Origin of the sequence: Bizionia sediminis (assembly GCF_042684585.1) — a bacterium.
Lineage (GTDB): Bacteria > Bacteroidota > Bacteroidia > Flavobacteriales > Flavobacteriaceae > Algorimicrobium > Algorimicrobium sediminis.
The window spans coordinates 555673-578744 of the sequence record NZ_JBHULS010000001.1; the positions used below are offsets into that span (position 1 = coordinate 555673).

Consider the following 23072-nt stretch of genomic DNA (forward strand, 5'->3'; position numbering starts at 1 on the left):
ATTTATTTTATTAAACTATTTTTAGGTCGCTGGTAGGCGTGGCGTTCGTTTAAACTAGGAACGGCATAACCATCCAAACCGTTAATGGTGGCAACTTTACCTTTAGAAAGGTTTACAAAGCCGTCAGGTTCTATTAAATCTTCCTGAATAAATAAATCGGTTATGCGCCCAATAATTAATATGGTACCATTGGCTTTTATAGGATATTCTTCAACAAATTTCATGTGCATTTGTACTGGAGCCGAAGCTACAAAAGGCACGCTAATACCCGGTTTATAATCTGGGGTTAAGCCAGCCATAGTAAACTCTGATATCTCGCGTGGGTATTTAGCCGAAGTATGGTGGGCTTCCTTTATTATGTTCTGGTGCACATGGTTTAAGGTGTAAACCCCGGTTTCTTTAATATTGTCGTACGTATGCCGGGTAACCGTTGTTGGCCTCATAAACACACCTAGTAAAGGCGGCTCCGATCCTACATGAGTTACCGAGCTAAAAATAGCGACATTTTCCAAGCCTGCGGCCGATTTTGTAGCTATTAAGTTAGCCGATTTAAAGCCAGAGCAACTGTTAATAAGATTTATTTTATACAGGTGCTCCATATTAGAGATGTCTGCTAGGCTAAAACGGGTTATCATAGGGTATTAAAGTTGTTAATTTTAATGTTTTGGGCCTTTAAATCGAACATTAAATTGTACAAACCGAAGAAAGTACGGTTCATATAAATAAAATGTTTAGATCCACGGTTACCATTCATTTTACGTAATTCGGTGTTTTTTGAATATTTTTCGCCTAAATCGGCTATTCGTCCAAAAAATTGGGCATCAGAAAAATCGAAAATTTCCGAGTGAAATGGCTGGGTAAAAATGCTTAACATTTCATGAAACATATCGGTAAAAAACTGCAATTCGCTATCGGAATCTTCTGGTTTTAAAATTTCTAATTCAAATAGTTTCTGACGAAATATATCTTTGTTATCTATGGACGATTTTTCAGCTAGTTCAAAATAAGGTACATAAAACGTTTCTGGAATGGTTTTCATACAACCAAAATCTAATGCAATTAAGTTGCCTTCATCACTAATTAAAAAATTACCAGGATGCGGATCGGCATGAACTTTTTTTAGTTTGTGAATTTGAAACATATAAAAATCCCATAACGATTGTCCGATTTGGTTGGATAGGTCTTGGTTGGTATTAACGGCCGTAAATTCCGACAAGTGCTTACCTACCATATAATCCATGGTAATAATGCGTTCCGAGGAAAATTCAGGATAATAGCTTGGAAACTTTAAATATGGTATGTGTTTACAAGCTTCGGCAATTTCAAGACTTTGCGCAAGTTCTAGGTTGTAATTTGTTTCTTCAACTAATTTATTTTCTACTTCTTTAAAATACTTGTCGGAGTCTTTACCCTTTATATTAAACATTTGAATAGCAATGGGTTTTACCATCGCTAAATCCGATTGAATGCTATCCGCTACGCCAGGATACTGTATTTTAACAGCTAATTTTTTGCCATATTTTTCAGCTATATGCACTTGCCCAATACTAGCAGCATTAACCGAGGTGGAATTAAAACTATCGAAAATAGCATCTGGTGCCTGACCAAAATATTTTTTGAAGGTTTTTATAACCAAAGGCGGCGACAATGGGGGCACAGAAAACTGCGCTAACGAAAATTTTTCAACGTAAGCTTGTGGTAAAATACTTTTTTCCATGCTTAACATTTGAGCCACTTTTAAGGCGCTGCCCTTAAGTTGTTTAAGGCCGTTGTAAATATCTTCTGCATTATTTTGATTGAGCTTTTCTTTGGCTTCTAGTTCCGATTTAGTAAGCTTATCGCCATAATATTTAATATAATTTACGCCAACTTTGGCACCTGTTTTTACAAGTTTACTAGCGCGTTGTATTTTGCTAGTAGGAATGCTATCAATAGTTTTCATAGGCTTTTTAGTGCATTTTTTCTTTAAAAAGAAATTTTCCTAAATCTAAAACACTTTTAAGAGGTTTGACATCCATTAAATCAAATCCGGCGTTAATGGCTTTTTCAATAAAAATATCTGTTTTTTCAAAAGAAGCAGATGTATCATCCATCCAAAATTTCATGACCATCATAAGTTGAATCCAAAATGATTCCTGCTTGGTGTAGTCCTGAAGCTTTGTTATCCGCGGCTCTTTAATGTCTATCGACTCGATATCCAAAGTGTCAATAAATTTCTTGAACGCTTGCTTAAGTTCGGACAAAGTCGACATGGCTTTTGGGCCTTTATCTTTTAAGGCATAAACTACGTAACTGCGGTTGGCTGTTAAGTTTTCAAAAAACGTGAAATAGAAGCTCAATAATTTATTTCTTGCATCAAAGCTTTGGTAGTCTTCGCTAGCTTCTAAAACACGCATGGTGTTGTTGAAAAATATTTTGAAAATAGCTTTCTCTAAAGCTTCAAACGACGCAAAGTGTTTGTAAAAATCGGCTTCATCAAAATTATTGTCTTTTGCAAATGCATACACGCTTTTTGGCGCCTGATTGTGCATTAAAACATAGTCCATGTAAAATGAAATAAGCTTGTCCGGTGTCATGTTTTTCTTTTTTGCCATAATAGTAAAATTCTTCGGTAAAGATACAAAATGTTTAACAATTTTAATCAAAAGTTAAACACTAATTTTATAAAATTTTCTCACATAAAGATAGGGCTTTTAAAAGGTTTTTTATGGGGGTTTATTCTTTTATTAACACAGGTTACTACAGCTGCCATCTTCCTGTTTTAGGGAGTTGAAGCGCTTGTTTAAATAGAATTGTTTAGCGCTTAAAAACAGCGTTTTAAAACCCGTATTTTGCTGTTTTTATGCTGCTTATTAACACATAGATTAAAAATGCGACACATAATTTGCTGGTAATTTTTTATTTTTAGGTTGAAGTAAAAGAAAGCTAATACCATTTTAAAAAACGTATTATTTTAACATTTAAGCAAATGGAAATTAGCTATAACGTGGATTGTATGGGGCTTTTTTATTGAAAAAATGGATAAAACCACGGACATAAATTCCTAAAAATTTGCGAGTTATTTGCATCAATTAGTAATTTAGGAAACTACAAGCGCCGAGTTATTTAAGTTTTACTTAACAAAAATTAGAATGCTTTACCTGTATTTTTGACAATTAATAAGAACCAATTAAATTTTATATTCATGAAAAAAGTAGTTTTATGTTTTGCCGCTTTGGTATGCACCATTGGCTTACAGGCGCAAGTTTCTACACCGGAGTCTAGTCCGTTTAGTAAGGTAGAACAAAAAGTTGGATTAACCGATGTTACCATCGAATATTCGCGACCAGGTGTTAAAGGGCGTACCATTTTTGGTGGTTTAGAAGCCTACGATAAAATGTGGCGCACGGGAGCCAACAAAAATACGGTTGTTACGTTTAGCGATCCGGTTACCATAAATGATTACAATTTGGAGGCAGGATCTTACGCGTTATTTACAAAGCCAGGAGCTTCTATTTGGGAAGTTTATTTTTATTCGGATACCAATAATTGGGGAACGCCAAGAAACTGGGATGAGAGTAAAGTGGTTGCTATTGCTAAAATAAAAGCAGAAAAAACACCAGCTTTGGTAGAAACCTTTACTATTGATATTAACAATATTAAAACGGATTCCGCTGTCATGGAAATTAAGTGGGAAAATACGTCGGTGCGTGTGCCTTTTATGGTTCCAACAGACGAGAAAGTTTTAAAGTCTATAAACAGTGCTTTAAATGGGACACCTAAAGCAAGCGATTATTACGCTTCGGCTGCTTATTATTACAATGAAGGAAAGGACATAAAGCAAGCTAAAGAATGGATTGATAAAGCCATTAATATGATGGAAGAGCCTGCTTTTTATCAAATAAGACAACAGGCGTTAATTTATGCGCGCGCTGGCGATAAAGAAAATGCTATTAAACTTGCTAAAGAATCTTTAGAAGCTTCAAAAAAAGCAGGGAATATGCAATACGTTAAATTTAACGAAGAATCGTTGAAAGAGTGGGGCGCTAACTAATGATTAGGCGTCTTGGTTTTTTCAGCATACTAGTATTACTTTCCGTGACAGCTGTGTCGCAAGAAGCGGAATGGTTATCCGGAACCTTATTTGTTACGGATGGAAGTGTTAAAAGTGGTATGGTTAAAATACCACAGCCAACAAAATCCATAAGAATTGGCGCCAATAAAATTGCGTTCAAATTAGATGAAAATGCAAAAACGGAACGGTTTAAAAATTCCGAAATCGCTTCGGTTATTTTAAACTCTGAAGCGCATGGTAGCGCTAAATATGTAATGGTTATAGTTGACAAGAAGCCTGCCCTGCTTAAGGAGGTAGACATTATTGGTAATCTAACCATTTATTCCAGAAATATGGAAATTAATCATGCAGGGGCTTATGGTATTTGGTTTTCCAACAACTACAACGAGCTTTTTGTGAAGCGCACTAATGAAAAGGCAGTATTTGAGATTTTAAGTGCCACACGCGGTATTAATTATTTCAAAAAGCAGGTTGCAGCTTATTTTTCCTCTTGTACTGCAGTTGTTAAAGCGGCAGGGCAGGTAGCTAAAAAAGCAGATGCTTTACCAGCTTTACAAAAGTATGCGTCCTGTTTGTAAAAATTTTTAGGCAATATAAAAGCGACACTTTAATGTGTCGCTTTTTTTTTATTAATCATCGGAAGGCTCTAATATAAATAAGGCCTCTACGGGTTTGTTGAATAGTCGGGCTAACTTTAAAGCTAAAACAGTTGATGGCACAAATTTGTTTTTTTCAATAGCATTAATAGATTGCCTGGAAACTCCAATAGCCTTGGCTAAATCAGCTTGTGTCATGTTATGGCGGGCGCGCTCTACTTTTAAATTATTGGTCATCTTCAGTAGATTTAAATTTTAAAAAGTTAAAGCGAATAATAAAAATAAATAGAGGCGTGAACATGTTAAAAATTAAAACATCAAAAAATAGCATATCGTACACAAACAAAACAGTAAACGCTAAAATAGCATAATTTACAACAATGGCCCATACAAGCGATTCGGAGCGAAGTTTGTATATAAATTCGTCTTCAATTTTCTCTTTAGTGAAACCAACCAGTAGTCCGCCAAAAATAATAAGTAAGGCGGCTAGTTCGTCTAAAATACTATTGTCTTGAAGTATAAACCAGCCCACGTCTGTTTTATTAAAAAAATCGGAGCCGTTATAAATATTTAAAACCTTAATGGTTAAAACATCCGAATCAAAGCCTAAAACATATACAGTAATACCAAAAATTGTCCCCAGTATTAATAAAATCCATCCCAGTGGTTTATACTTATGCGGTAATAAATAATTTGTTTTCATAGGATATCTATATTTATATCATAAATGTAATGTAAACTTTACATATTGACAAATATTTATTACTAAAAGTAATTTGTACTTTACAAAATAAACTGCTTTGAACCCTAGATCTTGATTAAAAAATTTTTAAAAGTGCCGTATGAGTCTATTTTGTTTTAAGTTGTAGCAGCATGGCTATGGCCATTACAATGGCACAACCAATAAAGTTAAGCCATAAAAATGGTAAGTTAATAATTTGGTATAAATCCAGTAAAAACAGCAGTATTATTAAAATTTGCGTTATGATAGCGGCCGTAAAAACGGCTTTGCCTTTTACCCATTTAACAAAAAATGCCAGTAGGAAAATACCTAGAACATTGCCATAAAATATGGAGCCAATAATATTTACCAACTGAATTAAGTTTTCTGCCAAATTAGCAATACAAGCCACTAGTATCGCCACAATACCCCAACCAAATGTAAACCAACGAGAGATTTTTACCATTTCCGAATCGGAGCGCGGTCGTGTATTTCTTTTATACAAATCAATAGTAGTGGTAGATGCTAAAGCATTTAGTTCGCTTGAGGTGCTGGACATGGCCGCGCTTAAAATAACAGCCAACAACAAACCAATTAAGCCCTTGGGTAGGTTGTTTAGTATAAAACTGATAAAAACGTAATCTTTGTCGTTGCTTTCCACTTTAATGCCTTTTACGTCGCCAGCCTTGTCAATTAAATAGCGCGCTCGTTTTCGTAAGCTATCATTTTTGGCGTTTGCCTGTGCAACTTCGGCAATTGTATTTTCGTTTTTGTCTGCAATAAATTGAGCTATAAGGGTTTGTTTCTTGTTAAATACGGCATCCTGTTCCGCTTGAATACTTTCAAATTCCGAGGCAAATTCTGTATCTAAAACCACTTGCGTAGCTACCGGGTTAAAGTTTACAGGCGCTTGGTTAAATTGATAAAACACGAAAACCATAACCCCAACTAGTAAAATAAAAAATTGCATAGGAATTTTAAAGAGGCCATTAAACATAAGACCTAGTTGCATTTCCCGTACCGATTTTCCAGAAACATAGCGTTGAACCTGACTTTGGTCTGTTCCAAAATACGACAGCATTAAAAAGGTGCCACCAATAAGGCCTGTCCAAACGGTATACCTATTATCTAAATCGAATGAAAAATCTAAAATATTCATTTTACCACTAGCCCCTGCAATATCCAGCGCATTACTAAACGTAATGTTGTCTGGCAGCTTGTTAACAATAAGAATAAAAGCCACCACCATACCGGTAAAAATTACAACCATTTGGTGTTTTTGTGTTACGTTAACCGCTTTAGTACCGCCAGACACGGTGTAAATAATAACAAGTATGCCAATTATAATGTTTAAAAGCAGTAAATTCCAACCCAGAACCACAGATAAAATAATGGCCGGTGCAAAAATAGTAATACCAGCTGCCAAGCCACGTTGAATTAAAAAGAGACAGGCCGTTAAGGTTCTGGTTTTTAAATCGAATCGGTTTTCTAGAAATTCATAAGCTGTGTACACATTTAATCTGTGATACAAGGGTATAAAAACCATGCAGATTACAATCATGGCTATTGGTAGTCCGAAATAAAATTGAACAAAACCCATACCATCGTTAAAAGCTTGACCAGGTGTAGACAAAAAGGTTATAGCACTAGCTTGTGTGGCCATTACAGATAAACCAATAGTCCACCATTTGGAACTATTACCGCCTTTTAAAAAATCCTGTACATTTTTGCTGCCACGCGTTTGGTAGGTTCCGTAGGCAACAATTGTTATTAAGGTAATTGACAGTACAATCCAGTCCAGTGTTTGCATAATTAAAAGGCTTGCATAATAAAATAAAACGCGATTATGTAAAGTATGTTAGCTACCAGTAGTATGGTATACATTTTTTTCCATTGGTATTTATCTTGTATCATATTCCGGATATATTTTTAATGTTTAATTTCCTAAAGATAGCATATTGGCAAATAGCCTGTAAGCACCCGAAACGCCGGCAGGAAACTCTCTAAAAAAGCTTAAACCGGTATAAACGTAGTAGCCTTTACCGTATTTTGCAACAAGCAAACTGCCTAGTTTAGGTGTTTCGCCCTTATCCTGCATAGATAAAATAGGTGTAAATTGACTACCCCATGAATCGGGAAAATACAAGCCACGTTCTTGCGTCCAGTTTTCAAAATCCGCTTGCGTAATCTTATTTGGTTCATTTAAAACAGGATGATGAGGTGCTACAAAAGTAACTGCGGCGGCCTCGTTGGTTACGCGGTTCCGGGATAGCTGCAAAGGAAAAGGGGCTAGTTTGTTGGTTACCAATTCATGGCTGGTATTGTATTGTACAATCATGTTACCACCATTTTTTACAAAATCGAATAAAATAGCCTGTTTAAATTTTAAGGTTTCTACGGTATTGTAAGCGCGAATACCTAATACAACCGCATCAAAATTTTGTAAGTTTTTGGCGGTTATAGCATCTGGTTCTAAAATAGTTACCTGATAGCCAATTTGCTGTAAGCTTTCTGGAACCATATCGCCAGCTCCAGCAATATAAGCTATGTTTTTGCCTTTTTTACTAATATTTAGGCGTACCACCTTACTTTCGCTAGGTAGTAAAACTGTCTGAAAAGGTATGTGGTTGTAATCTATTTCAATAAGTTCGTTTGTGTAAATGTTTTCCTGTATGGTAATGGCCGGTTTAATATAGCCTTCACTGTTATTTTTTGGGGGTGTAATGGAAAATAGTATTGTTTCTTCAGCTCCTTTATTTTGAATGGTTACAACAGCATTTTTGGGAGAAACCAACCAGCCTTCGGGTACTTCAATATGAACATTGCCAGAAATATTTGCCCTTCCAGCCTTTACAATTACGGGAATTTGTTTGGAGTTTTCAGTATCGAAAATAATAACTTTTTCTGCTATTTTAACAGCGGCTTCTGGTATAATTTCGAAAGGTTTATACACTTCACCTTTTACTGGATCGTTTGTTTTATACACAATTGGCTTGGTAAACGGAATTGTGGTACCTGCAATAGTAACTTGAAATGTTACCTGAAACACGCTGGGAGTTTCAGGTTTGCCTATTAGCTTACTATTGGGTACTTTATACATACCTAAAGTTCCTTTTTGGGTTAACCAATAAGGTGTGGTAATAGGACTTTTATTGGCATCTGGAGTAAGTAAACTGTCGGTAATTTGTAACTTTTTATTATTCACTAGAGCTGAATTTATGGTTTTTTCTATACCGTTGGCGTTTGTATAACTTTCTAGCGTAATTGGCGCTTTGCTTCTGTTTATGGCTTCCAACGAAAGTACAACCGTTTGGTTTGAGGTAACTTGGTTTGTTTCTGCAACGACCTCCAAAAATAACCCGGCGCATGCTGCTATTACCGCTTTTATTTCTTTCAATTTAACTGTTTTCCAAGTGCTGTTTTCAAGCGCTTGTATAGCTTTATAGGCTGCTACTAATTGCGGAATTGAAGCTGCCGGATTTTTAAAATCATACTGCGCTTCAACCTGTTTTAATAGGGTTCCTATTGCCGCACCACCTTTTAGCCTGTTCCAAGTGGTGTCTATACCATCAAATAGGTTGTAAGGCGGGTTGGGCATTGTTCCTTTTATGAGTTCAAGATACTCCATAGCGGAGCCCCGAGATCCTGTATTACCAAATCCTTGCGACTTGTGCTGACTTCTACTTAAAGCGGCTATTTCTGGGTTACTTAAACCTTTAGAAGGATAATAGGTGCCTGTTTCAATGCCTATTAAATTACTTTTATCGGCTTCATCAAATTTTTCCTGACTACCATAAAACCACCAAGAGGTATTAAAAAGAAGGCGTTTTGGTTGCCAAGTCGTTAAACTATCTAATTGTTTTGGATAAACCGAAGCTTGGTTAGCCAATTCAAAAGCTTCCAAACTTAATAGCGCCGAACCTGTATGGTGGCCGTGTGTTCTTCCTTGACTACGATGATCAAAACGGTTAATTATAATGTCTGGTTGAAACCGTCTGATAGCCAAAACCACATCGCTTAAAACGGCTTCTTTGTTCCAAATAGCAAAGGTTTCGTCTGGGTGTTTGGAATAGCCAAAGTCGTTGGCTCGGGTAAAGAGTTGTTCACCGCCATCTATACGTCTGGCAGCTAAAAGCTCTTGGGTTCTAATAACACCTAAAAGCTCTCTAATTTCCGGACCAATCAGGTTTTGACCACCATCGCCGCGTGTAAGCGATAAGTAAGCCGTACGTGCTTTTATACCATTGGCGTAGTAGGAGATAAGGCGCGTGTTTTCGTCGTCTGGGTGTGCTGCTACATACAAAACAGAGCCTAAAAAATTAAGCTTTTTTATGGCTTCGTATATATCTGAACTATTTGGTTTTTGGGGTTTTTGAGCGTATGATAGGGAGGTGGATATTAAGGCAAAAAATAGAATGCGTAAAATTTTTGTCATAATGGCGTTTGCTAAAAAACCAAATATAAGAAAGAGCTAGGCCATTTGCTTTATTTTAAAGCTTTTTTAACGCTCCTAACTAAAATAACAATCTGCTTGCTGTGTTATGAATACCCCAATGCGCTCTTGTAATTTTGAAAGATTTGGGAACCACAAAAAAGTAATATTTAAAACAATGGTTCCCGCCGTTTTTAGGGTATTTTGCCTTAATAATTTCTGAAAAAAAAACGGAATGGTGCATTACATTTAAAGCACATTAAAGCCATTTTTTGCGTTTAAAATAATACCGCATGCCAATAAAAATAAGTACCATAACAAGCCATAAAATATAATAACTGTGCTTGTAGTGAAGCTCTGGCATGTGGTCGAAATTCATACCATAAACACCCGCAATAAATGTTAGCGGAATAAATATAGTAGCAATAATGGTAAGGACTTTCATAACCTCGTTCATTTTATTGCTAATGGTTGTCATGTACATATCCATTAAACTCCAAATCATTTCCCGAAAAATATCGATACTATCGGATAGCTGAATTATATGATCGTAAACATCGTTGTAAAATTGAAGGTTTTTTTGCAGAATTAAATGGCTATCTGTTTTTTGAATGCGACTAATTATTTCACGCAGCGGAAAAATGGCGCGCCTAACTTTAAGCAATTCTTTTTTTAGGTTTAAAACCTGCTGACTTAAATCTTCTTTTATGGTACCATTAAACAGTAAATCTTCTAAATCTTCCACTTTATTGCCCATGGTTTCACTAACAATATAATAATGGTCCACCACTGCATCCATTAAGGCATACAGTAAATAATCTGACCCCATGGTTCTAATGCGGCCTTTGCCAGCGCGCAAGCGTTCGCGAACGGTATCAAAAACGTCGCCTTCTGCTTCCTGGAAGGTAAGTACATAATTATTGCCCAAAACCATACTAACTTGTTCTATGGTTATATTTTCGTCGGCATCGTAGTATAACATTTTAAGCGATACAAAAATATAATCTTCGTATTCGTCAATTTTTGGGCGTTGCGAGGTGTTTACAATATCCTCTAACACCAAGGGGTGTAGGTTGTAATGTTTACCAATTTTTTCAATATCGTCTATGTGGTTTAAACCATTAATATTTATCCACGTTATTGAATCTGTAAATTTGTATTGAAAAGCATCGGAAATATGTGCGAGTTCTTGTTCGGTTATAAAATCTGGTCCATAATCGAAGGACTCAATAAAGAGTGCTTGTTTGTTTTTTTCGCCCGTATAAATAAGTGTTCCAGGCGATTTACCAACGTGTTTTTTATATTTTGTGGTTCTCTTTTTTTTCATATTTCTGAAAATTACAACAATTTTCCGAAAATTTATACTGCATCGGTTCCATCATCATGCGGATACAGCACAGCATCTTTTTTTAAGAGTGTTACAGGTTTCTGTAAAATTAAATTGTTAGGATAGGTAACTAAATCGCCGTTATCCATTCGTAAATGAAGTTGAAAAGCGGCAATGTCTTCAATAATAGCTTCTATAGGAAAATCTTTGTCGTGAATCATTATTTTATCTCCTACTTTATAGGGGAAGTTAAAAAACATAATAATTCCGGAGGTAATATTGCTTAAAATAGACCAAATGGCAAACAAAGCAATACCAAGAACTGCAAATATAGACGAGAAAATAAGGGCCAGTTCTTTAAATTCTGTTCCTAAAATAAAAGCCTGAATAAGCATCCAAATTAAAAAAAGTGTTACCGTGGCGTACCGGACTATTAAATGAATTCGGGCATCGTTTATGCCAGCTTTCTGACCAATTTTTTGAATAAGTGTTTTTACTGTAAAGCGAATAAATAGTAATATAATTAACAAGATAATACTTGCTAAAAACTCCGATTTATAAGTTTGAAAAAATAGCATAATTGTTTTGTCCTTTTTATGGTAAAGATAGGGTGTATTACCTTTAACAAAAACTATTTTAGCTAATATTTATGACCCCGTGAATTCCATTAAGGTTTTATAAACCAGATGGGTTGGCAGGCCTACTACATTAAAATAGGAGCCCTCAATTTTGGTAATACCAATTTGGCCTATCCATTCTTGAATACCATAAGCCCCGGCCTTATCGAAAGGTTTACAAGTAGTTATGTAATGCCAAATTTCGTGTTCGGTTAATGCCTTAAAAGTGACTTTTGTAACCGCATTTACTGTTTTTTGTTTAGCGGTTGTTGTAAAACAGACGGAAGTAATAACCTCATGAGTGGTATTACTTAAGGATTGAATCATGTTAAAAGCCTCTTGTGGTGTTTTGGGTTTACCCAAAGCTTTTTGTTGGTGCCATACTATGGTGTCGCTGGTAATAAGAATATCGTTAGCTTGTAAACTGTTTTGAAAAGGCAAGGCTTTCAGTTGTGCTAAATAGTCACTTATTTCAAAATGACGCAAGCGTGGGGGAAACTCCTCTTTTACAGGTTTTAAAATTACCTTAAACGCCAGACCTAACTCTTTAAAAAATTGCTGCCTTCGGGGAGAGCCCGAAGCTAAAATTAAATTAAAATTGTTAAGCTGTTGGTGTATCATTATGGTAGTAAAATAAATTTGTAAATAAGCATGGAGCTCATGCCTGTTAGCATAATAAGTTTCAATATAGTACTTATTTGCTTATAGTCTGTAACTAATTTAGCATAAAACAAGCGTAAAACAATGTAAAGTAAAGGCGCTACTACAGCCATCAGAAAATACACAACCAGCCATAAATTTTCATACATATAAGTAATTAAATAATGAACTACAGCAGCTAATAGAATGGTAGAAAGTGCCAGAGCAATATTAGTGGCCCGCGTGCGTCCTAAAATAATAGGAAGTGTGCGCATTCCAGATTTATAGTCGCCTGGTATATCTTCCAAATCTTTTACCAGTTCTCTAATTAGGTTTATAAAAAATGCAAATAGGGCGTAATCTGCAATAATTTTGAAGTAGGTTAGTTGGGTTTGTTGGTTGTAAGCGGTAATGGCAGGTAGTAACTCAAACAAACCAACAATTAGTAAACTTAAGGCTACCAAAACCGAAATAACCAAATTGCCAACAACTGGCAATTGTTTTAAATAGGAGGCATAAATATAAAGTAGGGCAGAAACACAAACAAAAACGGCGAAAAAACCCGGTTTGCCTACTAAATGTGCCAAATAAAAGCCAAGTAGTACCCCAATTACATTAAATGCGATAAAAAGCGAGTAGGCCGATTTTTCTGAAATAAACTTACCAATAAGCAACCTATTTGGTTTGTTAATACTATCGGTGTCCTGATCGAAAATATCATTAATTATATTGCCGGCAGCAGCCAAGCACAATGTGGCCACCACTAAAATGGAAAAGCCAAACCCATTTAAGGTAATGGCTACCCCAAAAGGTTCTAAAAGGGCGTATTTAATAAGAAGTTGCACAAAGGCAATAAGTAGTAAATTTTTCCAACGCACTAACCTCAAGAAATTCAGCATAGGGCAAAAAAGACTTTATAAAATTAAAAAATATGCAGGTAGTAGCGTTTAATCGTATTGCGCATTAAAATCTGTAAACCACTTGTCTTGAACCTTTAAAACCTGCTCAATAACATCGCGTGCCGCACCTTGACCACCATTTTTATGCGAAACATATTTAGAAATACTTTTAATTTCGGGTGCTGCATCCTGCGGACAGCATGGCAAGCCAACTAACTGCATTACCGGATAATCGGGAATATCATCGCCCATGTACAAAACGTTTTCTAATTTTATATGATGCTGATTTAGGTACATGTTAAGTTGTTCAATTTTATTATGCGATCCCAAAAAAATATCTTTAATACCCAATCCTTCTAGCCGCGAGCGCACGCCCTCATTAGTGCCACCAGAAATGATACACACCTTAAACCCATTCTTAACGGCGGTTTTTAGGGCGTAACCATCCTTAATATTCATGGTTCGTAGCATGTCGCCAGAGGTTAAAACGGTAACAGTGCCATCGGTTAACACGCCGTCTACATCAAAAATAAACGTGGTAATATGTTCTAAATGTTCTTTATAGCTTTTGGAGTCCATAATAGTGGGTTTTTATATTATTTTTTTACGCTGAAGCATTAACTTCTAGTTATTTCTTGGTATCGAGCCGTGCGTTTTTTTTATAGAACTGGTTAGCAGTTTATAAATGGCCTGATGGTGTTCGTTTGTAAGCAGTTTTAAGTGCTTTTTTATCGTTTTTTTGTCATTTCGTTTAGCTGGGCCGGTTTGGGCCAAGTAGGGCGATATAGTTTGCACTTTATTAGCAGTTTCTAAAATAAGTGGTTTTAAAATATCGAATTCAACGCCTTCCTGTTCTGTTATTTCGTGGGCAACGCGGTATAATTGGTTGGTAAAATTGTTTACAAAAACTGCAGCCAAATGTAAGGCGCGCCGCTGTTCGCTATTTACTTTATGCGTATGGCAACCAATTTGCTTGCCTAAAGCTTTAAGTAAAGGTACATCTTGTTTTTCTGTGGTTTCAATACATATAGGTACAGCACTCATATCAATAGCCACACCCTTGGAAAATGTTTGTAGCGGATAAAATACGGCACGTCTGTTTTTCTTGTCCAAATCGTATACACTTACACTGCCAGAGGTATGCGCAATAAGTCTGTTTTTAAATGGAAGTTGTTCCGAAAGTCCAGAAATGGCATCGTCGCTAACGGCAATTATATAAACATCGGCTGGTTTTAAGTCGTTTAAATTATTAGTAGTTTCCACCTGGTCCTGATACATAGCTAAAGCGCGTAACGATCGGTTGTACCATTGCACTATTTTAATTGTTTCTGAATGTAAAAAGACTTCAAATAAATGGGTGGCTACATTGCCTGCTCCTAAAATGCTAACTGTTATCATGTGGCTAAAATAGCGAAGTCTCATTTGATATAAAAGAATGATGCCTATCTTTGTGATATGAGAGCAAAAAAAACTATTGAAACCCGGGAAGATATACATTTTTTAGTCAGTACCTTTTATGATAAAGTGCGTAAAGATTCCTTTTTGGGGCCTTTTTTCAATCCAATAATAACAGATTGGGATGCGCACATAAACCATTTAACAACCTTTTGGGAGAGTAGCCTGTTTATGACACGTAAATTAGAGCATAAATATCAAGGCAATCCTCTGGACGTACACGTGCGTGTGGACCACGAAACCAAGCACGTGATTACAGAAAAACACTTTGGTGCATGGCTAAATTTATGGCTTGAAACTATTAATGCCCATTTTGAAGGTGAGGTTGCTGAAAACGCAAAACACCGTGCGCGGAAAATGAGTAGTTTTTTATACCTAAATATTTTTCAATCCAGATAATCAGCTTATTAATAAAAGAGGGCTTATTTTTTAATTTTTTTTTAACAAATTCTTAAAAAAAGACTTGTTTTTTTTGTCATTATTTACAAAACAAAAGCCGTAAATTTGCATTATTCAATTTTTAGAGTCAAAAAAGATGCAAAATAAACTCGCTAAGTTCCTTTTCTCAACACGATTAACGTCCTTCTTATTTATTGCTTTTGCTGTGGCTATGGCCATTGGTACTTTTCTTGATGCCGGTCAGGATACCTCGCCCACGCCCTATACCCGAAATTTAATTTACAACACCTGGTGGTTTGAGGCGATAATGGTTTTATTCGCTATTAATTTTATTGGAAACATAAAAAAATACCGCCTTTGGCGTAAGGAGCAATGGGCTACTTTAACGCTTCACTTGTCCTTTATCCTTATCATTATTGGCGCAGGTATCACACGCTATATTGGTTTTGAAGGGATTATGGCCATCCGCGAGGGTGCTACCGAAAATACTTTCCTATCTCAAAAAACCTATTTAACGGCCTACATTGATGGCGATTATATGGTGGATGGTGTAGCCCAACGAAAAATTGTTGAAAAAGAAGTCGATTTTTCACCAAGACTTAACAACAGTTTTTACTACCAAACGTCGTACAATGGCCAAGATGTTACTTTTGAGTTAGAACAATTTATAGGTAATGCCGAGTTAGACGTGGTACCCAGCGATACAGGCGATGAGTACCTTAAAATTGTGGAATCTGGCGGAGGTGCTCCGCACAATCACTTCCTAAAAATGGGCGAGGTACAGAGTCTTCATAATGTGCTTTTTTCATTGAATAACCATGTAGATGGTGCTGTAAATATTACTTATAAAGACGGCGAATTAACTATTCAGTCGCCTTTTGAAGGCGAATATTTAACCATGGCAACTGGCCAATCTGGTAAACTGGTTAAGGACAGTATTCAACCCTTAAATTTAAGAGCACGTTACGTAATTGCAGACATGCAAATGGTATTTCCGAAACCCGTTGTAAAAGGCGATTTTGAGCTGGTTAAAAAATCTGAAATGCTTCGCGGTGATGAAGATGGTGTTGTGTTGAAGGTAACCTCTGGAGGTGAAACCAAACGCGTTAATTTACTTGGTGGTCAAGGTTTTAGTAAGCCTTTCGAGAAATTGGAAATTGCCGGTTTAGATATTGCTTTAAAATATGGTTCTAAAATTCTAGAATTGCCTTTTAGTGTGAAGCTAAACGATTTTATAGCTGAAAAATATCCGGGTACAGAAAAGAGCTATTCTGCCTTTGCCAGCGAAGTAACTATAATCGATCCGGAAGAAGGCGATTTTAATTACCGTATTTATATGAACAATATTTTGGATCATCGTGGCTATCGTTTCTTCCAAGCAAGTTTTGATCCCGATGAATTAGGTTCGCACTTGTCTGTTAATCACGACCGTTTAGGTACATGGGTTACGTATATTGGTTACATGTTACTGTACCTGGGCTTAATGGCCATTTTATTCGACAAAAACACACGGTTTGGTGCTTTAGAACGCAAGTTAACCGCGATTAAGGAAAAGAAGAAAAATAAATTAAAAACCAAAGCTGCCACCATATTACTGCTCGCTTTTACCCTAACAGGTGTTGCGCAGGGACATGGTCCAGATGATGGGCATCAACACGATAGGAGTAGACCCACTCAAGAGCAAATAGATTCTATTTTACAGGTAAATATTACACCTAAAGAGCACGCCAGTAAGTTTGGAAGTTTGGTAATTCAAGATGCAGGTGGTAGAATGAAACCCTTGAATACTTTTGCTTCCGAAATGCTTCGGAAATTAAGTAAAAAGGATTCGTATGGCGATTTTGATGCCAATCAAATTTTCTTGTCCATTCAAGAAAGTCCACTACTGTGGTATAATGTGCCAATTATTTATTTAAAGCCTCAAAAAGCCGATTCTATCCGCACCATTATTGGTGTGCCTAAAGATCAAAAATATGTGCCATTAGTAGATTTCTTCACACGCGAGGGAAATTACAAATTAGGACCTTATTTAGAAGACGCTTATAAGGCGCAAATTCCAAACGGTATTCAAAAGGAAATGAAAGAAACCGACCAGCGCGTAAATTTATTGTATAACACTATAGATGGTTATGCGTTGCGAATTTTTCCGGTACCAGACGATGAAAATAATAAATGGATTTCGTCCGTGGAATTTAGACGCGATTCCTATCGGGAAAAAATACAGGATTCGCTATACGGTAACTTTATTAACAATGGGTTTAGCGCATATTTATTAACGCTAAACTTGGCTAAAAAGTCGGGCGATTTTACACAAGCTGAAGAAATTTTAGAATCCTTTACCAAAACACAAAACAAATACGGTAGCGAGGTTATGCTTTCGGAAAAAAAGGTGAAAGCGGAAATAATGTATAACCATTACGATATTTTTAGAAACCTGTTTAGCATGTATATGTATGCTGCTACCTTCATGTTTATTGTACTAATTTTTCAAATATTTAAAGAAAACAACAAAATTATAAATGTTTCGGTTACTGTTTCTAAAGTGATTATTTGGGCTTTCTTTATTTTGCACACCATAGGTTTAGCTGTACGCTGGTATATTTCCGGCCATGCACCATGGAGTGATGCTTACGAATCTATGATTTACGTGGCTTGGGCAACTATGTTCTTTGGTTTGGCATTCGGAAAACGTAGCGATTTAACTATCGCGGCAACGGCTTTTGTAACAGCTATTATTTTAATGGTAGCGCATTGGAACTGGATGGACCCGTCTATTGCCAACTTACAACCAGTTTTAGATAGTTATTGGTTAATGATTCACGTATCTATTATTGTAGCCAGTTACGGCCCGTTTGCCTTGGGTACTATTTTAGGTATTTTGGTGATGCTATTAATGATTTTTACCACCAAAAACAACAAAAGCAAAATGCTTATTAATATTAAGGAGTTAACTATTATTAATGAAATGGCCTTAACGGTTGGTTTGGTTTTATTAACAATTGGAAACTTTTTAGGCGGTATGTGGGCTAACGAGAGTTGGGGGCGCTACTGGGGCTGGGATCCAAAGGAAACATGGGCTTTAATTAGTATTATGGTTTACGCTTTTGTAATTCATATGCGTTTGGTGCCAGGTTTACGCGGACTGTTTGGATTTAATTTAGCATCTATTATTGCTTTTTCAAGTATTATAATGACTTACTTTGGTGTTAACTTTTACTTGGCTGGTTTGCACTCTTATGCCAGTGGCGATCAAATATTAAGCGTTAAGTTTATTGCCATTAGTTTTGGTATAATAGCTGTTCTCGGTTTCTTTGCATACCGAAAATATGCAAAATTTTACAAAAAATAAGTAGTTAGCAGTTAAGCACAAAAAAAGCGGCTCCGTTTCTTATAAATCGGAAGCCGCTTTTTTATGCGTTTTATAATTCAAAAACATAAACTAATGCACGATGCGCTAACAAAAATTAAGTTAGTACCCGTGCTTAAATAAGTTTGTTTTTCCTTGCCCTGAAAAAAAGTTTTTTAGCCTACGGCGTTAGTGGGTGCAAGCGCACAAAGCCTATTTAACGTTACAATACGTGTTGGTACGCAAATAACGTATTTAAACTTTTACAGTTTTATAGGGTCTTTATCAAGATTTAAATCATCTAGCATATCTTGAGTAAATTTGTAGTGGCCGCGACGTGTAATAATTCGAAACTTGTGATCTTTCATGCGTGTAAGCACATCTAAAAAACGCCATTTGGATTTTAATAAAATGGGCTCTTCAGATTTTAAGCTAATTTCGAAATAATGCTTCCTACCTGCTTTTTCGGCAACAATATTTGGTGTAATAGTTAAATCCGATCCTTTTTTGTGGTAGGACTTCGGACTTTCATAACCAGGAACATCGGCTTTAATATTGTCGTAGCCTAAATTTTCCAGATAATTCAAAGATTCTTTTAAAAATGTGGTGCTTTCTTGTTGTTCTGTTGTACTCATAATGGTAAATATAACAAAAATTTATGAATTTTGCCTTTCAGTAGCTGTAAAAACCTGATAATGATTTGCTTAATCCATTTTTTTTGAACGGTATTACCAGTAAAACCCCTTATTTCTACATATCTCTTATTAATGGCCCTGAAAGACTTGTATAATAGTTGTAAATTAGTGGCACAAAAAGCAGACACTTATGAAACATGCTACATACGGGGTTAATACCATTTGTACCCATGCAGGCGAGGTGGAGGACACGCAATTTAAAGGTGCTGTTTCACCCATTTACATGGCCACTTCCTATGAATTTATGGATGTAAATACCAAGCGTTATCCACGTTACTTTAACACACCCAATCAAGAGGGGTTATCAAAAAAAATAGCCGCTTTGGAGCAGGCAGAAGCCGCTTTGGTTTTTAGTTCGGGTATGGCTGCTTTAAGTGCTATGTTTTTCGCCATTTTAAAATCCGGCGATCATGTGGTGGTTCAAAACACCTTATATGGTGGTGCAAGCCATTTTATTCGGGAGGAGTTTCCAAAATATGGTATTCAATTTACTTTTACAGATGGTTATGAGCCGGCCGACTTTGAGAAAGCCATACAAAGTAACACGAAATTAATTCATATTGAAACACCTTCAAATCCGCTTTTAACCATTACCAATATTCAAGCCATAGCTAATTTAGGAAAGGCGCATAACATATTAACCAGTATAGATAATACCTTTGCAAGTCCTATAAATCAGAATCCTTTAAACTTTGGAATAGATTTAGTCATGCATTCTGCCACCAAATATTTGGGAGGTCATAGCGACATTTCGGCTGGTGCACTGGCAGGTTCCCAGGCACAAATAGATGCCATTTGGCACGTTGCCAAAAATTTTGGCGGTAATTTAAGCGACATGACGGTTTGGTTGTTAGAACGAAGTATTAAAACGCTAGGATTACGGGTAAAAGCGCAAACAAAAAATGCAAAAAAAATAGCCAAGTATTTAGAAAAGCATGCCGATATAAAAAAGGTGTACTATCCAGGATTAAAAAGTCACCCGCAACACGCCTTAGCAAAATCGCAAATGCGCGGGTTTGGAGCCATGATGTCTTTTGAATTGCGAGCCGGTTTAGACGCCTTGCAATTTCAAAAAGAATTAAAGCTTATAAAGGCCTCCATGAGTTTAGCTGGAGTAGAAAGTACCATACTATCGCCGTACCTTACCTCACATGCTTTACTTTCGCAGGAAGAGCGCGATTTATTGGGTATTAATAACCAGTTAATGCGTTTTTCTGTTGGAATTGAATCAAAAAAAGATTTATTAGCAGATATTGAACAAGCTTTAAAAACGATACAATAACAAATGAAATTAGATATTTTAGCCATAGGAGCGCATCCAGACGATGTAGAATTAAGTTGCGCGGGCACTATAGCAAAAGAAATAGCCAACGGAAAAAAAGTTGGTATTATTGATTTAACCCGTGGTGAATTAGGAACCCGTGGCACTGCAGAAACACGCGATGCAGAAGCAGCTGAAGCCGCCAAAATTTTGGGCGTTAGTGTACGCGTTAATTTAGGTTTTGCCGATGGTTTTTTTATGAACGATAAGGCGCATCAATTAAAAATTATTGAGGTAATAAGAAAATTTCAACCAGAAATTGTTTTATGTAATGCGGTTTCCGACCGGCATATAGACCATGGCAAGGGAAGTAAGTTGGTTAGCGATGCCTGTTTTTTAAGTGGGTTATTAAAAATAGAAACAACCTGCACTAGCAGCAACACACTACAAGCACCGTGGCGGCCAAAGCATGTTTACCATTACATTCAGTGGCATTACCTTAAGCCAGATTTTGTAGTAGATATTACTGGTTTTATGGATAAAAAAATGGCCGCTGTTTTTGCGTATAAAACACAATTTTACAACCCAGATAGTCAAGAGCCGCAAACGCCAATTTCTACCAAGAATTTTACGGATAGTGTTAGGTACAGAGCACAAGATTTTGGCAGAATAGTAGGCGTGGATTTCGCGGAAGGGTATACGGTAGAGCGCTACCCAGCGGTTGAAAGTTTATTTAATTTGAAATAATTTTAATAAAAAACTTTGTGGAAATGAAGAAATCGTTTACATTTGCACACTCATTAAAATGGTGGTTGTAGCTCAGCTGGTTAGAGCATTGGTTTGTGGTACCAAGGGTCGCGGGTTCGAATCCCGTCTTCCACCCAAAAATTTAAACCTTTCAGATTTTCTGAAAGGTTTTTTTGTGCTGTAAATCAATTTATTATTCTTGCTGTTGGTATTACAGCTCGCTTTAGTTTTACGTAGAACTAAAAAAGCCTTTTATTGAAAAATAAAAGGCTTTTTTGAAGTTTTAAAACAAGTTATGGTTTACTTAAAGGTTTTGTCTACTATTATACGTTCTGCACGATTGGCCAGCTCCCAAGCTGTGTAAAAAACCAAACGCGATCTGTTTTCTAGTAAATCGTAGCGAATTTTATCCGGCGTATCGGTTGGTCTGTGATAATCGTCGTGGGTACCGTTAAAGTAAAAAATAACAGGAATGTTGTGTTTCGCAAAATTGTAATGGTCCGAGCGGTAGTAAAAACGATTAGGATCGTTGTCCGCATTAAACCTATAATCCAACTCTATATTCATGTAGGTTTTATTCATTTCCTCGGATATTTCGTGCAATTCTGTACTTAATTTATCGCTTCCAATTAAATAAATATAATTGTCTTTCCCTTCGGTTCGTTTAGGATCTGTACGTCCAATCATATCCATATTTAAGTTTGCAACGGTATTTTTAAGAGGAAATATAGGGTCCATATCGGTGTAGTAACGAGAACCTAAAAGTCCTTTCTCTTCCGCAGTAACGTGCAAGAATACAATAGAGCGCTTTGGTGCGTGGCCATTTTTTACAGCTGTTTTAAATGCTTCAGCTATTTCTAAAATGGCAACGGTACCTGAACCATCATCGTCTGCACCATTGTACACTTCGCCATCCTGAACGCCTTCGTGATCTAAATGCGCGGTTAATACGATAACCTCTTCTGGTTTTTCCGAACCTTCAATGAAAGCGACAACATTTTCTGAAGTAAAGGTGTTAGATGCATTTACATACTCCATATTAAAGGCTACGTCCAATTGTTCCGTTTCGGTAGCTGTGTTTATATTTGGCATAATATTTTCAGCTAGCTCTGTATTTACAAATAAATAGTACATTGTTTCTGCATCGCCTTGAAGGGCCATTCGGCCACTAGACCTACCAAAGCGCTGCGAGGCCATGCTGTAAATATCTGGTGCGTAAAATAAAACAGCAGCAGCACCAAGTTCTTTAGCAATATCGCGTTTTGCGGCAAACTCTTGGCGGAAGTTAGACCATTTTGAGGCCTCTGAAGTGCCAGAAATCACGTAGGTGCCATCAGCGTTTTTTGGTTCGCCAGCCTTTATGAGAACAACTTTTCCTTTTACATTTAAATTGTTATAGCTGTTGTATGTACCGTCCTGAATGCCATAGCCAGCATACATAATTTGGCTAGAAGTAACAGAACCGTCTTTAGAGGTTGCAGCCGATACAAAATCGTCTACCATTTTAAACGATTGGTTGTTGATGCTTAAGGTTACCTTTGGCACTTCCATAATTTGAAGCGGCACGTTTTGGAAGTAATTACCATTTGCTTGTGCGGCTGGTACTTCCATATCTGTATATTGCTGTTTTAGATATTCTACAGCCATTTTTTGCCCTTTTTGTCCTGTTAGCCTACCTTCAAATTCATCTGAAGCAAAGGTATAAAGCATGTCTTTCAGTTCTGCCGAGGTTATGGTATTGGCATATTCTGTAGGATTTGCAGGTGTAGCAGGTTTGGCGGTAGTTTGCTTTTCTTGTGTAGAGCCGCAACTAAATGCCAAAAACGAGGCACCTAAAATAAAGAGAGATTTTTTCATAATAATGCGTACGTGTTATTATTGCGT

21 protein-coding genes and 1 tRNA gene are annotated in these 23072 nt (G+C 36.5%); 7 read left to right on the forward strand and 15 right to left on the reverse strand.

The features are described from left to right. Positions 1 to 2: 2 nt before the first annotated feature. The 3 genes from ACFSQP_RS02525 to ACFSQP_RS02535 are packed head-to-tail and all read right to left on the reverse strand — an operon-like array spanning position 3 to position 2594. The gene (locus ACFSQP_RS02525) at positions 3 to 635 is read right to left on the reverse strand and encodes a flavin reductase family protein (protein WP_376891524.1); all 633 of its coding nucleotides are present in this window, start codon (positions 633 to 635) and stop codon (positions 3 to 5) included. Further along, positions 632 to 1942 carry an ABC1 kinase family protein gene (locus ACFSQP_RS02530; protein ID WP_376891526.1) on the reverse strand — a complete coding sequence of 437 codons (1311 nt, stop codon included), beginning with the start codon at positions 1940 to 1942 and terminating at the stop codon, positions 632 to 634. Before ACFSQP_RS02530 ends, ACFSQP_RS02525 begins: the two co-directional genes overlap by 4 nt. Before the next feature lie 7 nt (positions 1943 to 1949). Continuing rightward, positions 1950 to 2594, reverse strand: a complete 645-nt coding sequence (locus ACFSQP_RS02535; RefSeq protein WP_376891528.1) for a TetR family transcriptional regulator C-terminal domain-containing protein — start codon at positions 2592 to 2594, stop codon at positions 1950 to 1952. Between the two features lie 590 nt (positions 2595 to 3184). Between ACFSQP_RS02535 and ACFSQP_RS02540 the strand changes: the two genes are divergently transcribed. Together ACFSQP_RS02540 and ACFSQP_RS02545 are read left to right on the forward strand one after the other, a co-directional pair. Then, a complete protein-coding gene (locus ACFSQP_RS02540) occupies positions 3185 to 4033 on the forward strand; it encodes a DUF2911 domain-containing protein (protein WP_376891529.1) in 849 nt (282 codons plus the stop codon). Further along, a complete protein-coding gene (locus ACFSQP_RS02545; RefSeq protein ID WP_376891530.1) occupies positions 4033 to 4632 on the forward strand; it encodes a hypothetical protein in 600 nt (199 codons plus the stop codon). The genes ACFSQP_RS02540 and ACFSQP_RS02545 overlap by 1 nt, the downstream gene beginning before the upstream one ends. A gap of 51 nt (positions 4633 to 4683) precedes the next feature. On the opposite strand, the gene ACFSQP_RS02550 is transcribed toward ACFSQP_RS02545, so the two are convergent. The 10 genes from ACFSQP_RS02550 to ACFSQP_RS02595 form a co-directional block, all read right to left on the reverse strand. Beyond that, positions 4684 to 4887 carry a helix-turn-helix transcriptional regulator gene (locus ACFSQP_RS02550; RefSeq protein WP_376891531.1) on the reverse strand — a complete coding sequence of 68 codons (204 nt, stop codon included), beginning with the start codon at positions 4885 to 4887 and terminating at the stop codon, positions 4684 to 4686. After that, complete coding sequence (locus ACFSQP_RS02555; protein WP_376891533.1) at positions 4877 to 5353, reverse strand: hypothetical protein; 477 nt, start codon at positions 5351 to 5353, stop codon at positions 4877 to 4879. Before ACFSQP_RS02555 ends, ACFSQP_RS02550 begins: the two co-directional genes overlap by 11 nt. A gap of 145 nt (positions 5354 to 5498) precedes the next feature. Beyond that, positions 5499 to 7181, reverse strand: coding sequence for a sodium:solute symporter (locus tag ACFSQP_RS02560; RefSeq protein ID WP_376891534.1), 1683 nt, complete (start codon positions 7179 to 7181; stop codon positions 5499 to 5501). A 126-nt stretch (positions 7182 to 7307) separates the two neighbouring features. Continuing rightward, the gene (locus tag ACFSQP_RS02565) at positions 7308 to 9806 is read right to left on the reverse strand and encodes a PIG-L family deacetylase (RefSeq protein ID WP_376891536.1); all 2499 of its coding nucleotides are present in this window, start codon (positions 9804 to 9806) and stop codon (positions 7308 to 7310) included. Between the two features lie 256 nt (positions 9807 to 10062). Beyond that, positions 10063 to 11130: a magnesium/cobalt transporter CorA gene (gene corA / locus ACFSQP_RS02570; protein WP_376891538.1), complete on the reverse strand. Its 1068-nt coding sequence runs from the start codon at positions 11128 to 11130 to the stop codon at positions 10063 to 10065. A gap of 32 nt (positions 11131 to 11162) precedes the next feature. Then, a complete protein-coding gene (locus tag ACFSQP_RS02575) occupies positions 11163 to 11708 on the reverse strand; it encodes a mechanosensitive ion channel domain-containing protein (RefSeq protein WP_376891539.1) in 546 nt (181 codons plus the stop codon). Positions 11709 to 11777: 69 nt separating this feature from the next. Further along, positions 11778 to 12368, reverse strand: a complete 591-nt coding sequence (locus ACFSQP_RS02580) for a Maf-like protein (protein ID WP_376891540.1) — start codon at positions 12366 to 12368, stop codon at positions 11778 to 11780. Next, positions 12368 to 13285, reverse strand: a complete 918-nt coding sequence (locus tag ACFSQP_RS02585) for a geranylgeranylglycerol-phosphate geranylgeranyltransferase (protein ID WP_376891542.1) — start codon at positions 13283 to 13285, stop codon at positions 12368 to 12370. Before ACFSQP_RS02585 ends, ACFSQP_RS02580 begins: the two co-directional genes overlap by 1 nt. A 48-nt stretch (positions 13286 to 13333) precedes the next feature. After that, entirely contained in the window at positions 13334 to 13864 is a 531-nt protein-coding gene (locus ACFSQP_RS02590; RefSeq protein ID WP_376891544.1) for a KdsC family phosphatase, read from the reverse strand. Between the two features lie 45 nt (positions 13865 to 13909). Continuing rightward, positions 13910 to 14683, reverse strand: coding sequence for a Rossmann-like and DUF2520 domain-containing protein (locus ACFSQP_RS02595; RefSeq protein WP_376891546.1), 774 nt, complete (start codon positions 14681 to 14683; stop codon positions 13910 to 13912). A 57-nt stretch (positions 14684 to 14740) separates the two neighbouring features. Here ACFSQP_RS02595 and ACFSQP_RS02600 point away from each other — a divergent pair, with 57 nt between their 5' ends. Both ACFSQP_RS02600 and ccsA read left to right on the forward strand, forming a co-directional pair. Then, positions 14741 to 15139: a group III truncated hemoglobin gene (locus ACFSQP_RS02600; RefSeq protein WP_376891548.1), complete on the forward strand. Its 399-nt coding sequence runs from the start codon at positions 14741 to 14743 to the stop codon at positions 15137 to 15139. 136 nt (positions 15140 to 15275) lie between these two features. Then, entirely contained in the window at positions 15276 to 18488 is a 3213-nt protein-coding gene (ccsA, locus tag ACFSQP_RS02605) for a cytochrome c biogenesis protein CcsA (protein ID WP_376891549.1), read from the forward strand. Between the two features lie 260 nt (positions 18489 to 18748). Here the strand turns inward: ccsA and ACFSQP_RS02610 are convergent, their stop codons facing one another. Then, positions 18749 to 19120, reverse strand: coding sequence for a hypothetical protein (locus ACFSQP_RS02610; RefSeq protein WP_376891551.1), 372 nt, complete (start codon positions 19118 to 19120; stop codon positions 18749 to 18751). A 190-nt stretch (positions 19121 to 19310) separates the two neighbouring features. Between ACFSQP_RS02610 and ACFSQP_RS02615 the strand changes: the two genes are divergently transcribed. The 3 genes from ACFSQP_RS02615 to ACFSQP_RS02625 all read left to right on the forward strand — a co-directional run bounded on the left by ACFSQP_RS02615 (position 19311) and on the right by ACFSQP_RS02625 (position 21324). Continuing rightward, the gene (locus ACFSQP_RS02615; RefSeq protein WP_376891553.1) at positions 19311 to 20462 is read left to right on the forward strand and encodes a trans-sulfuration enzyme family protein; all 1152 of its coding nucleotides are present in this window, start codon (positions 19311 to 19313) and stop codon (positions 20460 to 20462) included. Between the two features lie 3 nt (positions 20463 to 20465). Beyond that, entirely contained in the window at positions 20466 to 21188 is a 723-nt protein-coding gene (gene bshB1, locus ACFSQP_RS02620) for a bacillithiol biosynthesis deacetylase BshB1 (protein WP_376891554.1), read from the forward strand. A gap of 60 nt (positions 21189 to 21248) precedes the next feature. Next, positions 21249 to 21324, forward strand: a tRNA-His gene (locus tag ACFSQP_RS02625). A gap of 164 nt (positions 21325 to 21488) precedes the next feature. Here the strand turns inward: ACFSQP_RS02625 and ACFSQP_RS02630 are convergent. Beyond that, complete coding sequence (locus tag ACFSQP_RS02630; RefSeq protein WP_376891555.1) at positions 21489 to 23045, reverse strand: M28 family peptidase; 1557 nt, start codon at positions 23043 to 23045, stop codon at positions 21489 to 21491. Positions 23046 to 23072 lie beyond the last annotated feature (27 nt).

Coding starts and splice junctions, on each gene's coding strand:
- ACFSQP_RS02555 (WP_376891533.1), bottom strand. CDS start 5,353: ATGAAAACAAATTATTTATTACCGCATAAGTATAAACCACTGGGATGG.
- ACFSQP_RS02630 (WP_376891555.1), bottom strand. CDS start 23,045: ATGAAAAAATCTCTCTTTATTTTAGGTGCCTCGTTTTTGGCATTTAGT.
- ACFSQP_RS02530 (WP_376891526.1), bottom strand. CDS start 1,942: ATGAAAACTATTGATAGCATTCCTACTAGCAAAATACAACGCGCTAGT.
- corA (WP_376891538.1), bottom strand. CDS start 11,130: ATGAAAAAAAAGAGAACCACAAAATATAAAAAACACGTTGGTAAATCG.
- ccsA (WP_376891549.1), top strand. CDS start 15,276: ATGCAAAATAAACTCGCTAAGTTCCTTTTCTCAACACGATTAACGTCC.
- ACFSQP_RS02540 (WP_376891529.1), top strand. CDS start 3,185: ATGAAAAAAGTAGTTTTATGTTTTGCCGCTTTGGTATGCACCATTGGC.
- ACFSQP_RS02575 (WP_376891539.1), bottom strand. CDS start 11,708: ATGCTATTTTTTCAAACTTATAAATCGGAGTTTTTAGCAAGTATTATC.
- ACFSQP_RS02590 (WP_376891544.1), bottom strand. CDS start 13,864: ATGGACTCCAAAAGCTATAAAGAACATTTAGAACATATTACCACGTTT.
- ACFSQP_RS02585 (WP_376891542.1), bottom strand. CDS start 13,285: ATGCTGAATTTCTTGAGGTTAGTGCGTTGGAAAAATTTACTACTTATT.
- ACFSQP_RS02600 (WP_376891548.1), top strand. CDS start 14,741: ATGAGAGCAAAAAAAACTATTGAAACCCGGGAAGATATACATTTTTTA.
- ACFSQP_RS02595 (WP_376891546.1), bottom strand. CDS start 14,683: ATGATAACAGTTAGCATTTTAGGAGCAGGCAATGTAGCCACCCATTTA.
- ACFSQP_RS02550 (WP_376891531.1), bottom strand. CDS start 4,887: ATGACCAATAATTTAAAAGTAGAGCGCGCCCGCCATAACATGACACAA.
- ACFSQP_RS02535 (WP_376891528.1), bottom strand. CDS start 2,594: ATGGCAAAAAAGAAAAACATGACACCGGACAAGCTTATTTCATTTTAC.
- ACFSQP_RS02615 (WP_376891553.1), top strand. CDS start 19,311: ATGAAACATGCTACATACGGGGTTAATACCATTTGTACCCATGCAGGC.
- ACFSQP_RS02565 (WP_376891536.1), bottom strand. CDS start 9,806: ATGACAAAAATTTTACGCATTCTATTTTTTGCCTTAATATCCACCTCC.
- ACFSQP_RS02525 (WP_376891524.1), bottom strand. CDS start 635: ATGATAACCCGTTTTAGCCTAGCAGACATCTCTAATATGGAGCACCTG.
- ACFSQP_RS02560 (WP_376891534.1), bottom strand. CDS start 7,181: ATGCAAACACTGGACTGGATTGTACTGTCAATTACCTTAATAACAATT.
- ACFSQP_RS02610 (WP_376891551.1), bottom strand. CDS start 19,120: ATGAGTACAACAGAACAACAAGAAAGCACCACATTTTTAAAAGAATCT.
- ACFSQP_RS02545 (WP_376891530.1), top strand. CDS start 4,033: ATGATTAGGCGTCTTGGTTTTTTCAGCATACTAGTATTACTTTCCGTG.
- bshB1 (WP_376891554.1), top strand. CDS start 20,466: ATGAAATTAGATATTTTAGCCATAGGAGCGCATCCAGACGATGTAGAA.
- ACFSQP_RS02580 (WP_376891540.1), bottom strand. CDS start 12,368: ATGATACACCAACAGCTTAACAATTTTAATTTAATTTTAGCTTCGGGC.